Below are 15,239 nucleotides of genomic sequence, written 5' to 3'. Positions count from 1 at the left end.
CTTAAGCCGTTAAGCCGTTAAGCCGTTAAGCCGTTAAGCCGTTAAGCCGTTAAGCCGTTAAGCCCGAAAGCTATTTAGAATAGGTTCTTATCGCGCACGAGTTCGCGTGGTAAACCGTTCTTCACTCGGTTGCCAACCCACTTACCAAGGCCGATGATTGCACCATTGTACTTCACTAGTACTTCACCTTTGCCTGACAAGCCTTCAGGGCGAACATCGCGTCCCATGAACCATTCACGAGCATCTTCAATGCTAAGGTCTACAATGTTGGCTTCATTGCCTGTTGCGAGCGTTGTCGCGACTTGGTGCTGCCAGCGGTAACCTTTTTTATGGGTTTCAGCGATCTTGATGCCCATGCGAGAGAAACGGAACTCACCGATCATAGGTTCTAGCGCTTCCGGGAATAGCCAAACGTCTTTGTCACGAATCCAAACTTGAGTATCACTTGGTAGTTCGATATCGAGTGCGCCCAGCAGATGTTCAGCGACTTCTTGTTGAGCTTTCTTTGACGCTTTTTCAAATGGGAATTTGCCCAGACGTTTTTTCACTTCTGGTGGTGTCACAGACGCTAGTTTACGGATGCGTGCAACGAAGAAACCTTCTGAATCATACACTTGTGGAAAAATGTGTAGAAAGCCTTCTTCTGTCGTGGTTGCTTTAGCATTGTCGAATAGTGATTCAAGAGATTCGAACACTACCGCATCACCAAAGGTCTCTTTTAGATGGTGACACACTTGTTGGTTCTCTTCCGTGCTTAACGTACAGGTTGAGTAAACCAGCACGCCGTTAGGTTTGAGAGCATGAAAAGCACTTTCGATCAGATCTTTTTGAGTGTCAGCAATATCGACTACAGATTGATACGTCCAGTTCTTCATCGCATCAGCGTCTTTGCGAATCGTACCTTCACCAGAGCAGGGCGCGTCTAGCAGCACAGCATCAAACTGTTCTGGTAACCACCCACCGAAAACTCGACCGTCAAAGTTACTGAGTGCGGCATTACGAACGCCACAACGTTCGATGTTGGCATGAAGAACTTTCACGCGGCTTGCTGCGTATTCATTGGCAACCAATACGCCGCGATTATTCATTAGCGCCGCGATTTGCGTTGTTTTAGAACCGGGTGCAGCAGCAGTGTCTAATACGGCTTGGTAGTCTGCCTCACCTTGGAAAAGTGCCGACGGTGGCATCATAGAACTGGCTTCTTGGATATAGAAAAGGCCAGACATGTGTTCTGCCGTATTACCTAGTGGCGCTTCACTTTCATCAGCTGTAATCCAAAACCCCGTTTCGCACCAAGGTACAGGTTCCAGTTCCCAGCCTTTCTCTTTTGCTCGTACTAAGAAGTCCTCAACACTGATTTTCAATGTGTTGACTCGAATACTTTTACGAAGTGGTTTTTGGCATGACGCGACAAAAGAAGCCATATCTAGATGACTAGGCATGATTGATTCGATGTGCGTTAGGAATTCTTCAGGAATATATACGTTAGCGTGCAAAAGAGTGTCTCGATTTATTGCATTAATGCGGGGGAGTTTAAAGCAAAATGAGGCCGTCCTAAACCATATTTATAGCAAACAACAAAAATGCAGCCGAATGGCTGCATTTTTGATGATGAATTATTCTTTGTTAAGCGGTATTAATTTGCATGGAGCTTCTGAGGGTTCACTCTATGGGCGAGGAATTGCGGTTCTCCATGATTTCCACTCATCTTCGGCTTTAGGATAGAGATAGAAAGACTGATCTTCGTTTGCCACTGGCTGAAGCTCATTGGTCGGTGGCGTTGAGAATGTAATACCACCTCTTAACAAGCTGTCTACCGTTCCAGCTTTGATGTTTGCACCAGAGAGACCGATAGAGACATCGACGCCCGACACGTTCCAAAACACGGTGTTTGCGCGGATCAGATACGCGTAGTCAGGTTCGATTTGAATCGTAGAGATGATTCGATCAGCAAACTCGCCTAGTTGAACATCGATAACACTACCGATTTCTAGTTCTCGAAATAGGATCGGTGTGCCTTCTGATACCGAGCCTCGCGTTTCGCTTTGTAGCTGGAATATCTTGCCTTCAGGCTGAACTGGCCCTTTGCTCAGCTTAAATTTCGTATTTATGTCACCATTGCCCGGGTCTACGTTGATGTGCTTAGAGAGCAGTGCAGAGACGTTTTTGATGCCATTGAGGCCGATTTCAGGTTCTGCTAACCAGAAGTGACTCTTCGCAACGGCAATCTTGTCTACGTACTCAGGTAAAATACGCGCAGTAATTTCAATACCGCCTTTATTGAAGTTAGGAATCACCAAGGTAACCTCACCGACGGTGACGCCTTGATATTTGATCGCCATGCCTTTGCTGACTTCTTGATCGCCTGAAGAGGTAATCGTAATCGCACGACCAAATTTTCGCGCAGATTTCGAATCTTTATAAAGTTTCCACACATCACCGAGTTTGTTGTCTATTCCCGGAAGAGAGTCAAAAGCAATACCGCCTTGAATAAGCGTTTTAACGGGGGCTGCTTTAATACTGATACCCGATAGCGACGCATCAATCTCAACGCCTGAGCGGTTCCAGAAAACAGTATGTTCATTGAGTAAGTGTGTGTAACGATTTTCGATCGTGACTTTGATTCTCACGCCACCATCGACAAGCTCAAAATCAGAAATGCTACCCACTTGTAGGTTGCGGTAGAGTAGTGGGCTTCCTTTAGAAATTGAAGGTAGCTCGCTCGCAAACAACGAAAGCGTCTTTGAACCAGACTGATTAAACTTGGCGATTTCTGCTAACGATTTGCTTTGGAAAAGCTGATAGTCAGTTCGTGCTTTTGACTGACCTTCGCTAACAAAGCTAATTGAGCCAGTAAGAAGTTGTTTTGCCGGTGGAACCGTCACACTTAAGCCAGATTCGGTTAGCTCTGCAGTCGCACTGCCTGTCACAAAGAAACGGTTATGGCTTTTGATTAGGTGAGCATATTCGTTATCGACAAGCGCATCCATAAACACTTCGTGCTTATCAGAGCCAGTACCCACACCATCGACTAAACCTACTTGGATGATAGATCCAACAGCAATGCCTTTGTAGAGTAGCTGTGTACCGACATCTAACCCGAATGAATTGTTCGACGTTAAGCGAATCGCAACGGATTTTTCTTGTTCCTGACTGAACTCATTTTTGCGAATCGCAGTAAATCGACGCGCTTTTTCACCTTCGCCTGGAACCAAGGTTAGAAAGTTGCCCGTGACTAAGTTGGCAATGTTTTTCATTCCAGTAAGTGATAGTTCAGCTTCCTCTAAAACGAATTGACTGCCGCTATTTAAAAAGTCACTGAATGCCGGTTGGATTGCAGCCGATGCCACGACGTTTTCACGCCCTTCGCTTAAAGATAGGTCAGTGATTTGACCGATTTCGATGCCGCGATACATGATCGGAGCGCCCGTTGCACTGATCTTGTTGTCGTCGGGTACGGCTATCTTGATCGAGATACCACGACCGGCTGTTTTCAAATCTGGGTAAAGTTTGAATTTGGTGTTCATCTCTACGGGTTGACCCTCTCCAGGAGAGTCGACAGCAATTGAACCGCCAAGCAGAGCACTGAGGCTTTCTAAGCGTACGTCGACACCAGAAAATCCGATACTGGCACCTAAGCCACTGACATTCCAAAAACGGCTTTGGTCGGTAATGATGTGGCTGTATTCATCTTTAATCGCCGCTTGAATCGTCACGGATTTTGCATTGTCGTTTAGCTGGTAGTTGTAAACCTCACCAATTGGAATTTTACGATAAACGATTTGAGAGCCAACAGACACCCCCCCCAGGTCTTTGGTCGTCAATGAAATATTCAGGCCTTCCGAAGCCAATAAGTCAGAAGGGGATGATTCTAAGGCCTGGAAAACGGTTTCTGGTTCTTGCTTGGTTTCGCTAGGATGGATAGCAATATAGTTACCTGAAACAAGCGCATCTAACCCTGAGATACCAGATAAACTTGCTGTTGGTTTTACGAGCCAGAAACGCGTGCCTTTTGAGAGTAGCTTTTTCGCTTCTGGGTAGATGTCAGCATCGACATAGATGCTCGATAAATCTTTGGACAAGGTAATGTCGCGCACCATACCTACCTCTAAGCCTTGGTAGCGAATTGTCGTTCGACCTGCGACTAAACCTGCGGCATCTGAGAAATATATCTGCACACGTTGTCCTGCATCGTGTATCGATTTCATGACCAACCAACCCGCTAATGCGACGGTTAGTATCGGCAGGATCCACAAAGGGGAAATACCTTTGTTTTTCCTGACTTCTGGTGAATATGACGTTTGTGATTGGTTATCGTTGTTCATTCACTGACTCAACTTTAGAGGTGTAGTTATCCCAAATTAGCCTAGGATCTAAGCTTTCCGCCGCCAGCATCGTGAGAACAACCACGACGCCAAAAGCGACTGCACCATAACCTGGTGTAAAGTTTAAAATTTGTCCACGGTCGACCAAGGTCATCATGATCGAAATAACGAACAGATCCATTACCGACCACTTTCCCACCCATTTCACAATGAAATAGATGGTCATACGTTGTCTATGGTAAACCGCACGCTTCATTTTGATACAAATTAAGATATACGTTAGACCAAGTATTTTCGCGACAGGCACGACGATACTGGCAATAAAAATGATTGCTGCGATGCCATACATGTCGCTATTAATTAGCGAAGCGACACCGGAGATGATGGTGTCTTCTAGTCTTTGCCCGTTTGTTATCACGATAGAAATTGGAATGACGTTGGCCGGCACGATAGCCACTGAGGCGGCAAAAAGTAGAGCCCATGTCTTTTGTACAGAGTAGGGTTTGCGATGATATAAGTCATGGTGACAACGCACGCAAGTGTGCCCGTCAGGCTGAGACAGGTGACAGTTGTGACAGTGTACGTTCTTACTTTCAGCAAAAGAGTAGTCAGACTCTTTAGCCCAAGCTTCCCAGTAGCGACGCACACTGATTCGGCTTACCAGTAACACACTGAAAAGCTGCAGTAGAATCAGACCAACTAAACCAAGGCCGACGAAAATATCTGAGTAATCTTGTAATTTGAAGCATGAGATTGCCACGCTCACCAGAAATACATCCAACATCATCCAGTGCTTAAGTGTTTGAATGATAGCTAATGCATAACGAAATGGTGTGAAAATCTTAAAGCGCAATGATAAATGGGTGATGAGTACCGAGGTACAAACAAGTAACGGGGCGATCGAACTGCAGAATAAGATCAACAAACCAAGTAGAGGGAAGCCTTCACCCATTAAAGTAAATACGCCAGATGGTAACGTCGCAGGTATCATGACACCAATCAGGCGAATACTGATGAATTCAAAAAAGTGTGAGGGGATAAACAGCAATAAGCAGGTAATAGCGATTGCAAGGTTTCCAGACAGGCTAGGGGTGCCGCCTCTATAAAGCTGAGTACCGCATCTTGGGCAGTAAGCGGATTTCCCCAAAGGGATTTCCATTTTATCAACGGGAAGTTCGCAGCCCTGACAAAGACGTACAGAGCTACTATCGCACTGGTGCTGAGTCGATAACTGCTGCTTAGTTGATAAAGAGTTGGTTACGGATGGGGAGGTCACGCGACCTCCCAAGTTGAAACACTAATCAGACTTTTAACCTGATTTAAATGCCTAGAACAACACTGATTTAAATCTATAGAACAATAAACATCAGGCGTGCGATTGCACACTGCCATAGAGTGTTTGATATAATCCTTGTTGTTCAACCAATTCACCATGTGTTCCTGTCTGTGTAACTTGCCCATCTTCTAAAACATAGATTAGATCGGCCTGTTTCACCGCTGATAATCGATGAGCCACTATCAAAGTTGTGCGATCTTTCAAAAACTCGCTCAGCGCTTTATGCAGTGCTGACTCTGTTGCTGTATCGAGTGCTGATGTCGCTTCATCTAGAATAACAAACTTAGGATTGCTCAGCACCATTCGGGCTATCGCTAAGCGTTGTCGTTGCCCGCCAGACAGTCGAACGCCATTCCTACCAATTTGTGTATCTAAGCCATTACTCAGTTGCTTGATGACATCTTGCATTTGAGAGACTTCAAGTGCACGCCACAACGACATTTCATCGTATTCAGCACCAAGCGTCAGATTATGCCTTAATGTATCGTTAAAAAGTATAGGTTGTTGTAAAACAACGGCAATTTGACTGCGTATTACATCGAAGCTGATGTCGTCGGTGGTTTCGCCGTTATAACGAATGCATCCAGAATCCGCTTGATAAACACCAATCAGTAACTGGATTAACGTAGATTTACCACCACCACTCGCACCCACCAAAGCGACTTTCTTACCTGCTGGAATGTGCAGCGACAGCCTATTTAAAACAGTGTTTTCTAATGTGTAAGAGAATGTAACGTCTTCAATGTCGACTGTCACTTCTTGATCTTCATTAAATGGGTTCACTTTACTGATAGGGCGCTTCTCTTCTTCTAACTGAAGAAGGTCGTTGATGCGCTGAAGTGCTGCTTTTGCGCTATACCAAGAGAATTGAATCCCTAACAACTCTTGTACCGGGCCTAACATGAACCACAAGTAACCAAATACCGCGAAAATCTGACCAATCGTTAAGTCACTGAATAACACCATTAGCATCGCGACGGCACGGAAAAGCTCGAAACCTAATAAGAACAGCAGAAACGAAACACGGCCAGCAGCTTCTGATTGCCAAGCGTATTTGTCTGCATCGACTCTCACTTGGTTTGCTTGAACCTTAAGTTCATCGAGAAAGATACGTTCCTTATTTGCCGCACGCAGTTGGTAAATACCGTCTAAGGTTTCCACTAAACGGTTTTGAAAGCGCTCGAAAGATTGGTTCTCATACTTCTTAAGGTGTTTGACTCTGCTACCTAGTTTACGGGAGAAATAAATTACAACAGGATTGACCAGTAAAATGAACAGTCCTAAGCGCCACTCTAACCATAGCAACACGATAGCGGTACCGAACACGGTCAGGAAGCTGATGATAAATTTAGAAAGGGTCGAGCCAATGAACTTATCTATCGTTTCTATGTCTGTTATCAGGTGAGCATTAATACCGCCGCTGCCTTTGGTCTCGTATTGTCTAATACTAATGCGGCCAAGCTTATCTATCATTTTGCTGCGCATTTGATAGGTAATTGTTTTTGAGACAAGCGTGAATTGACGCCCTTGTAGAATGTTCAACGCTTGGCTAACAGTCCGCATGATTATGACTAACAGCAAAGTCAGTGCAATATAGCCAGTTGGTGTCTGCAACGATGTTGGAAGTAGATGGTTCATCATCTCTAAGCCAGAAGCCGGCTTATCAAGTAATACTTCATCAACCATTAATGGCATGAGTAACGGGATAGGGACACTAATGAGAGTTGCAAATATGGCAATAATGTTAGCAAACAGTAATTTGGACTTGTGTTTTTTTACTTGAGTTATTAACCAAGAACGGCTAATAGTGTCTTCTGAATTGGTCATTGTAATGAGAATAAGTCCTATTTAGTTTGATGGCCGCATTTTACTGCGTTCTCTTGATAATGGAAGTCTCAATTTAATTGGAAGTTAATATGAAAATAGAACATTACCAACGCTTAACCAAACAAGCCGTTGCATTAATTGAATCAGAACCCGATCTAACTGCTAATCTAGCTAATATCAGCTCATTATTATTCATGGAGTTGGATGAATTAAATTGGGCTGGTTTCTATTTAATGAAGCAGGACCAAGCTAAGGAAAAAGACGAACTTGTGCTTGGCCCATTTCAAGGTCAACCGGCTTGTGTTCGAATTCCGGTAGGGCGTGGTGTGTGTGGAACTGCGGTCGCGACGAATACAGTTCAGCGCATTTATGATGTTCATGAATTCGAAGGACACATCGCTTGTGACGCTGCAAGTAACTCAGAAATCGTTATACCATTTTCGATTGACGGGAAAATAGCGGGCGTTCTTGATATCGATAGCCCAAATGTTGGTCGTTTTTCTCAAATTGACGAGGACGGATTAACATTTTTCATGGCAGAAGTGGAAAAGCTGCTTAATTCGCACGCGAACAAGGCATAAATTATTCTCTTACTGTGGTTTTTCCCAAGCATCTCTCTATAATACGTAAAAATATTTTCTTAATGCTCGCGGAAAACCGCAAAAACCAGGAACCCACATGGAAAACACTGAAAAGTTAAAAAACAGCAAAGAAGTTATCGCATATGTTGCTGAATGTTTCCCTAAATGCTTTACTCTAGAAGGTGAAGCGAAACCACTTAAAATTGGTATTTTTCAAGATCTTGCTGAACGTCTAAATGAAGACGAAAAAGTAAGTAAGACTCAGCTTCGTGCAGCGTTAAGACAGTACACATCATCATGGCGTTACCTGCACGGCGTAAAAGCTGGCGCAGAACGTGTTGACCTAGACGGCAACGTATGTGGCACACTAGAAGAAGAGCACGTTGAGCACGCTAAAGCGACACTTGCAGAAAGCAAAGCGAAAGTTCAGGCTCGTCGTAAAGAACAAGCACAGAAAGCTCGTGACGAAGGCAAAGCTAAAGCTAAAGCGAAGAAAGCTCAACAGCCTCGTCGTCAAGCGCCTAAAGCACCGAAAGTAGAAAAGCCTGTAGAAACACGCGCTTTGAACGCCGATGAATTTATCACTGGTAAAGAAGTAAATGTGAACATGGGTACAGGAAACATGGCTGCGACCATTGTTGAAATCAATAAGGAAGATGTGCGTGTTCAGTTAGCAAACGGCCTACAAATGGTTGTTAAAGCGGAGCACTTGCGCGCTTAAAGGAGATACTCCTACGCATGAAATGCCGTTCAAAATTGACACTGATTGCTGCTGGCTTTTTGCTAGCAGCTTCAGCTCAGGCTCTTGAAGCCAAATTAAATCAGGACGATTTACCTCTACTCGCTCCTGAGGTTCAACACGAAACTGCTAGTAAACGTGTTACTTCTCGATTTACTCGTTCTCACTATAAACACTTCAATCTCAACGATGATTTCTCCCAAGCTATCTTTAATCGTTATTTAGAGATGTTGGATTATAACCGTAATATCTTCACTCAAGCTGATATTGATTCTTTCGCTACTTCATCTAAACAAATTGATGATCAACTGAAAGCCGGTAATAACCAAATAGCCTTCGATGTCTATAATTTGTCCATGCAGAAGCGTTTTGAACGTTTCCAATATGCGCTGTCTTTACTAGATACTGAGATTAAGTTTGATACTGATGAAAGTATTGAGCTCAATCGTAGCGAAGCGGAATGGCCAAAAGATATCGCTGAAGTAAATGAGCTTTGGAGAAAACGCGTTAAATATGATGCGTTGAATCTAAAACTTACAGGTAAAGAGTGGCCAGAGATTCAAGAAGTTTTGGAAAAGCGTTACAACAATGCGATGAAGCGTATTACGCAATCGCACAACGAAGATGCTTTCCAGATCTACATGAACGCATTCGCGCGAGAAGTTGACCCTCATACCAGTTACCTTTCTCCAAGAAATGCAGAGCAATTCCAGTCTGAGATGAATCTATCTCTAGAAGGCATTGGTGCTGTACTTCAAATGACAGACGACTACACCGTTATCCGATCTCTCGTTGCTGGAGGCCCTGCGTCCAATAGCAAACAATTGAGCGATGGTGATCGTATTGTTGGTGTTGGTCAAGATGGCGAAGATATTGTTGATGTTATCGGCTGGCGTTTAGACGATGTAGTGCAATTAATTAAAGGACCTAAAGGGACTAAAGTTAAGCTACAGATCTTGCCAGATGGTAAAGATGCAAAAAGTCACGTTGTCACAATTGTACGCGATAAGATTCGCTTAGAAGACCGCGCTGTTAAATCAGAAGTTATCGAGAAAGATGGCAAGAAGATTGGCGTACTCGAAGTACCAAGCTTCTATGTTGGCCTTTCTAAAGATACTGATAAACTGATCACCGAACTTAAAGAGCAAGGTGTCGAAGGTATCATTGTTGATCTGCGAAACAACGGTGGTGGTGCACTAACGGAAGCAACCGAACTCTCTGGTTTGTTTATCAAAGAGGGGCCCGTTGTTCAAGTTCGTGATAGCTACGGTCGTGTAAAAGTGAACAGTGATACTGATGGCGAAATTAGTTATCAAGGTCCATTAACGGTATTGGTGAATCGCTACAGTGCTTCAGCATCTGAAATCTTTGCAGCAGCGATGCAAGATTATGGTCGTGCAATTATCCTTGGTGAAAACTCTTTCGGTAAAGGAACGGTGCAACAACACCGCTCTTTGAATCATATTTATGATTTGTTCGATAAAGAGTTAGGCTACGTTCAATACACCATCCAGAAATTCTACCGAATCAATGGCGGAAGTACGCAAAACAAAGGTGTAGTGCCTGATATTGCTTACCCAACGGCAATTGATCCAGCAGATACTGGTGAAAGTGTTGAAGATAATGCTCTGCCTTGGGATAGCATAGATAAAGCTAACTATTCAGTGTTACAGCGTAACGATGAGCAAGTTGCTGCTTTAACCGCTCAACACCAAGCTCGTATTGCGACAGACATGGAGTTTGGCTTTATCGCGCAAGATATTGAAAAATATAAGGCTGATAAAGATGATAATGACCTTTCTTTGAACGAAAAAGTACGTCAACAAGAGAGTGATGATGGGGATGTGCTTCGTCTAGAGCGTATCAATCAACGTCAAAAAGCCGCTAAGTTAGAGGCATTTAAAACGTTGGATGATATCCCTAAAGACTACGAAGCCCCAGATGCTTATCTTGATGAGTCAGTCGCTATCATGCTGGATATGATAAAGAAATAGACGCTAACGTGCCTTGTTAAAGGCAGCGTTTTTTAAGAAAGCGAGCTTAGGCTCGCTTTTTTTGTGTCTATGATTTGACAGGAATACCTGATTGTAACCGTTGAGACTGTCGCAAAGAACACTCAATGTTCAGGGTTATTTAGCTCTGTTTTGTGTCGAATAATGACATTTAAGTTACTTTGCACTTAAAATTTAGTGACTTGGATCAAATTTTTTCGCTTTCTATTCATTACGTGCCTAAGCTTAAAGAAAACGAGGGGGCGCGTATGAAATGGATTCTACTATTTTTATCTTGTTTAAGTTTTGTTGCTTTTGGGAGTGAGGTCGCTTCAAGCGATCAGCAATCAAAAAGTGACAGCAATCTATCTCATTTTGACCTTCCTTTACTGCTTGGTGATTGGTATTTGATGAACCCAGATCCTGAACAAGGTACTGAAAATTTTAGAGCGATAAAGCTAACCCTTGATTCAAATTATTCATTCTCCATTGATATTCAAAAGAAAGACTACAGTGTCGACCATTGGGAAGGCTTGTATAATGCCAATGAAGATACCATTATTTTGGGTTTAAACACCTCTGAACCTCAAGTTTACGCCTATAGCAGTAACCATAATATGTTGAACCTCAACGGTGTCATGTTTACCAAAGCCTTACCGAATGCACTGGCAGGTATTTGGTCGAGTGCTGAGCTTTCAGGTAGCGACCTGCGCGCGAGTAACATTCAAAAAATGGATTTAGTGCTTCAACCTGACTTTGTATTTATGTTCAGAGTGTCCGATGAAGTGGGGAGTGAGGTTGTTCGTCGTGGGGTGTATTACACAGAAGGCGATCAATTGGTGCTTCTGTATGAAAATGGCGAGCACGGCACTCGTTACACATTAAACAGCGACGTCTTGACGCTTCAAGGTGAAGAAGGCGACATGTTTGCAGTACTCAATCGTATTCGATAATGACGGGTTGGATGCGCAAAGTCATGTTTGTTGATAATATGGCTCACAGTTCATTTATTAGCCGTTCCTTTCTTATTTGGTTGATAAAATAGCAAAACATGGAGGCGTTTTACTACAATGCCTCCTTTTTTCAATATTCCCCTTGTGTTCTTGGCCCTCAACCTTTAGATATATACAGTTAAAATACAATTACGTATAACGATCAAAAGGAACCCGTCATGGCACATACACCTCAAGCCAAGTATCGTAAAGATTATCAATCACCATCTCACACTATTTCTCAAATCGATCTTACTTTCGATTTGTACGATTCAGCGTCCATCATTACGGCGGTGTCTAGTGTTAAGCAAGAGAAAGATAGTTCGACCTTAGTACTTGATGGTGAAGGTTTGACGTTGGTTTCTGTTTTAGTTGAGGGTCAAGAGTGGACGCAATTCGAGCAATCTGAAACTCAACTGACACTGAGCGGACTACCGAAAGATTTCACACTCACGATCGTGACGGAAGTAAATCCTGAAGGGAATAGTGCACTTGAAGGTTTGTATAAGTCGGGTGGCGCATTCTGTACTCAGTGTGAAGCTGAAGGTTTCCGTCGTATTACTTACTACATGGACCGCCCTGATGTATTGGCAAAATTCACCACAACGGTAATCGCAGACAAAGCAGAAAATCCATTCTTACTAAGTAATGGTAACCGTGTAGATGAAGGTGAAGCTGAAAACGGTCGTCACTGGGTGAAATGGCAAGACCCACATCCAAAACCAGCGTACTTGTTTGCTTTAGTTGCGGGTGACTTTGATGTACTTCGTGACGCTTACACCACTCAATCAGGCCGTAAAGTTGATCTAGAAATCTTTGTCGACAAAGGCAATTTGGACCGTGCGAACCACGCGATGGTTTCTTTAATTAACTCAATGAAGTGGGACGAAGAGCGTTTCAATCTTGAATACGACCTAGATATCTACATGATCGTAGCCGTTGATTTCTTCAACATGGGTGCGATGGAAAATAAAGGTCTAAACGTATTCAACTCTAAGTTTGTTTTAGCAAACGACCAAACTGCAACGGATACAGATTACCTAGGTATTGAAGCGGTAATTGGCCATGAATATTTCCACAACTGGACGGGTAACCGAGTTACTTGTCGTGATTGGTTCCAGTTAAGCTTGAAAGAAGGCTTAACCGTATTCCGTGACCAAGAGTTCTCATCTGATCTTGGTTCTCGCGCAGTAAACCGAATCAACAATGTTCGTATTATTCGCGGGCCACAATTCGCTGAAGATGCAAGTCCAATGTCCCACCCAATTCGCCCTGAAAAAGTGATAGAAATGAACAACTTCTACACATTGACGGTATACGAAAAGGGCAGCGAAGTGATCCGAATGATCCACACATTGTTGGGTGAAGACGGCTTCCAAAAAGGCATGAAGCTTTACTTTGAACGTCACGATGGTACCGCTGCAACTTGCGAAGATTTCGTTACTGCAATGGAAGATGCGTCGGGCGTTGACCTGTCTCAGTTCCGTTTATGGTACAGCCAATCTGGCACGCCGACGCTGTCTGTTGAAAGTCACTACGACGCAGACAAAAAAGAGTACACGTTAACAACTCGCCAAGTAACGGCTCCAACTCATGAGCAAACGGAAAAGCAAGCTCTGCATATTCCTTTTGATATCGAGTTATACACCGCTGCTGGCGATGTCGTTGGGTTACAATGTAACGGAAAGCCAGTTCACAACGTACTTGATGTGAAAGAAGCGGTACAAACGTTCGTGTTTGAAAACGTTTCAGAGCAACCGAGCCCATCGCTACTGCGTGAATTTTCTGCGCCAGTGAAACTGGAGTACGACTATTCAGATGAAGAACTTATCTTCTTGATGGTTAATGCTCGCAATGAATTTTCTCGTTGGGATGCGGGTCAAATGCTACTCGCTAAATATATCCGCAGTAATGTTGAGAAGGTTCAGAAGAGCCAAGCGTTTGAACTTTCTGCTTCTGTTGTTGATGCATTCCGCGGGGTGCTGCTTAGTGATTCACTAGAACCTGCGTTTATTGCAGAAATGCTTTCTCTTCCAAGTCATAACGAAGTGTCGGGTTGGTATGAGCGCGTTGATATTGATGCGGTCGCATCTGTTCTTAACTCAATGAAAGTAACACTAGCTGCAGAACTTGAAGACGAGTTAGCGGCGGTATATCACAGCCATGCATTAACAGAATACACGATCGATCACGATTCGATTGGTAAGCGTACTCTACGTAAAGTTTGTCTAAGTTACTTAGCGCATACTGAAAAGGGTAATGACTTGGTTGTTGCTATGTACCAACAAGCAAACAACATGACAGATACAATGGCTGCAATGGGCGCGGCGAACAGTGCGCAACTACCATGTCGTGAAACCTTGATGGCGGATTACAGCGACAAGTGGAAACACGATGGTCTTGTCATGGATAAGTGGTTTGCATTGCAAGGTTCAAACCCAAGTTCTAATGCACTTGAAGTGATTAAAGCGTCGATGTCGCACCAAGCGTTCAGCTTGAAGAACCCGAACCGTACTCGTAACTTGGTAGGTTCGTTCTTAAACATGAACCCGGTTCAATTCCACGCCAAGTCAGGACAAGGTTATGCGTTTGCGGGCGAGATCCTACGTGAACTGAACAGCAGCAACCCGCAAGTGGCTTCACGTTTGATTGACCCGCTACTTAAGTTCCGTAAGTACGATGATGAACGCCAAGCTCTAATCAAAAAAGAACTTGAGACGCTGAAGAACATGGACAACCTTGCAAAAGACTTATTCGAGAAAGTGGCAAAAGCACTAGAGGCTTAAGTTCGCGCTCATTCAGGTAACTGATTTATCATAAGAGGTTTTGCTAATAAACAGTTTACTAGTAACGAAAAGTCATCAGTGGTAGAGAATATCTGCCACTGATTTTTTGTTTCTGGTTTATCGAATTTTCGATAAGCTAGAGCAGTTTCAAGCTCAGTTTCACTTTCAGACATCGTTAAGTGCCAAAAACACCGGCACTGTATATTTATACAGGTATCGTATGAATCGCTATATTTTCCAACTTAACATCTCATATCAGCAGTTTTTGGCTAGCTACTCGGGTGCCGCAAGTAAAGTTCAAGTGATAACAACAACAGGGCTACGCTTACAGCTACCTGCAACTCGCTTCAGACCATTTCTTACACAAATAGGGGTTAGAGGACAGTTTAGGTTAACAACTGACCAAAAAAATAAGTTTATTAAGTTGGAAGCTCTGTAAAGCTTGGCGTGCCTAGTGAGTTAAAGGGAATCTTAATCACATAATCAAACATTTCACCTCTTACCACCTCTAAAACAATTAACTATTTATCAATAATGCTTTTACAATAAATGAATGCATTACCTTTGCTTAACTCGTTAGTAGAACTGGCCTTGAAGGCTTGATTCAAACGCTAGCTTAAGTAAGCCCCCTAATAATAAAATAAAATTCTAATTGTGGAGTG

10 protein-coding genes are annotated in these 15,239 nt (G+C 43.4%); 6 read left to right on the top strand and 4 right to left on the bottom strand.

Annotated elements, in window-relative coordinates:
• Window positions 1-74: 74 nt before the first annotated feature.
• The 4 genes from rsmF to ACED28_RS08860 all read right to left on the bottom strand — a co-directional run bounded on the left by rsmF (window position 75) and on the right by ACED28_RS08860 (window position 7,488).
• A complete protein-coding gene (rsmF, locus tag ACED28_RS08875) occupies window positions 75-1,496 on the bottom strand; it encodes a 16S rRNA (cytosine(1407)-C(5))-methyltransferase RsmF (protein WP_371709681.1) in 1,422 nt (473 codons plus the stop codon).
• 171 nt (window positions 1,497-1,667) lie between these two features.
• Window positions 1,668-4,325 carry an MlaD family protein gene (locus ACED28_RS08870; protein ID WP_371709680.1) on the bottom strand — a complete coding sequence of 886 codons (2,658 nt, stop codon included), beginning with the start codon at window positions 4,323-4,325 and terminating at the stop codon, window positions 1,668-1,670.
• On the bottom strand, window positions 4,312-5,613 hold the full coding sequence (locus tag ACED28_RS08865) for a PqiA/YebS family transporter subunit (RefSeq protein ID WP_371709679.1): 1,302 nt from the start codon (window positions 5,611-5,613) through the stop codon (window positions 4,312-4,314). The genes ACED28_RS08870 and ACED28_RS08865 overlap by 14 nt, the downstream gene beginning before the upstream one ends.
• A gap of 78 nt (window positions 5,614-5,691) precedes the next feature.
• Window positions 5,692-7,488, bottom strand: coding sequence for an ABC transporter ATP-binding protein (locus ACED28_RS08860; protein WP_371709678.1), 1,797 nt, complete (start codon window positions 7,486-7,488; stop codon window positions 5,692-5,694).
• 89 nt (window positions 7,489-7,577) lie between these two features.
• Between ACED28_RS08860 and ACED28_RS08855 the strand changes: the two genes are divergently transcribed.
• The 6 genes from ACED28_RS08855 to ACED28_RS08830 all read left to right on the top strand — a co-directional run bounded on the left by ACED28_RS08855 (window position 7,578) and on the right by ACED28_RS08830 (window position 15,016).
• The gene (locus ACED28_RS08855) at window positions 7,578-8,069 is read left to right on the top strand and encodes a GAF domain-containing protein (RefSeq protein WP_371709677.1); all 492 of its coding nucleotides are present in this window, start codon (window positions 7,578-7,580) and stop codon (window positions 8,067-8,069) included.
• Window positions 8,070-8,166: 97 nt separating this feature from the next.
• Window positions 8,167-8,790, top strand: a complete 624-nt coding sequence (gene proQ / locus ACED28_RS08850; RefSeq protein WP_009846654.1) for an RNA chaperone ProQ — start codon at window positions 8,167-8,169, stop codon at window positions 8,788-8,790.
• Between the two features lie 17 nt (window positions 8,791-8,807).
• Window positions 8,808-10,802, top strand: a complete 1,995-nt coding sequence (gene prc, locus ACED28_RS08845; RefSeq protein ID WP_009846655.1) for a carboxy terminal-processing peptidase — start codon at window positions 8,808-8,810, stop codon at window positions 10,800-10,802.
• A gap of 266 nt (window positions 10,803-11,068) precedes the next feature.
• The gene (locus tag ACED28_RS08840; protein WP_009846656.1) at window positions 11,069-11,752 is read left to right on the top strand and encodes a hypothetical protein; all 684 of its coding nucleotides are present in this window, start codon (window positions 11,069-11,071) and stop codon (window positions 11,750-11,752) included.
• Window positions 11,753-11,970: 218 nt separating this feature from the next.
• A complete protein-coding gene (gene pepN / locus ACED28_RS08835; RefSeq protein WP_371709676.1) occupies window positions 11,971-14,577 on the top strand; it encodes an aminopeptidase N in 2,607 nt (868 codons plus the stop codon).
• A gap of 220 nt (window positions 14,578-14,797) precedes the next feature.
• A complete protein-coding gene (locus ACED28_RS08830) occupies window positions 14,798-15,016 on the top strand; it encodes a DUF2835 domain-containing protein (protein WP_004733645.1) in 219 nt (72 codons plus the stop codon).
• Window positions 15,017-15,239 lie beyond the last annotated feature (223 nt).

The organism is Vibrio sp. 1F253 (assembly GCF_041439295.1).
In the GTDB taxonomy this organism is placed as follows: domain Bacteria; phylum Pseudomonadota; class Gammaproteobacteria; order Enterobacterales; family Vibrionaceae; genus Vibrio; species Vibrio tasmaniensis_A.
The sequence above is the reverse complement of the archived record's forward strand: the minus strand, read 5'-3'. Positions and strand labels throughout refer to the sequence as shown.

Bases quoted from the DNA above. Each gene is read 5' to 3' on its own strand.
- ACED28_RS08870 (WP_371709680.1), bottom strand. From the start codon at position 4,325: ATGAACAACGATAACCAATCACAAACGTCATATTCACCAGAAGTCAGG.
- ACED28_RS08860 (WP_371709678.1), bottom strand. From the start codon at position 7,488: ATGACCAATTCAGAAGACACTATTAGCCGTTCTTGGTTAATAACTCAA.
- ACED28_RS08855 (WP_371709677.1), top strand. From the start codon at position 7,578: ATGAAAATAGAACATTACCAACGCTTAACCAAACAAGCCGTTGCATTA.
- proQ (WP_009846654.1), top strand. From the start codon at position 8,167: ATGGAAAACACTGAAAAGTTAAAAAACAGCAAAGAAGTTATCGCATAT.
- prc (WP_009846655.1), top strand. From the start codon at position 8,808: ATGAAATGCCGTTCAAAATTGACACTGATTGCTGCTGGCTTTTTGCTA.
- ACED28_RS08840 (WP_009846656.1), top strand. From the start codon at position 11,069: ATGAAATGGATTCTACTATTTTTATCTTGTTTAAGTTTTGTTGCTTTT.
- pepN (WP_371709676.1), top strand. From the start codon at position 11,971: ATGGCACATACACCTCAAGCCAAGTATCGTAAAGATTATCAATCACCA.
- ACED28_RS08830 (WP_004733645.1), top strand. From the start codon at position 14,798: ATGAATCGCTATATTTTCCAACTTAACATCTCATATCAGCAGTTTTTG.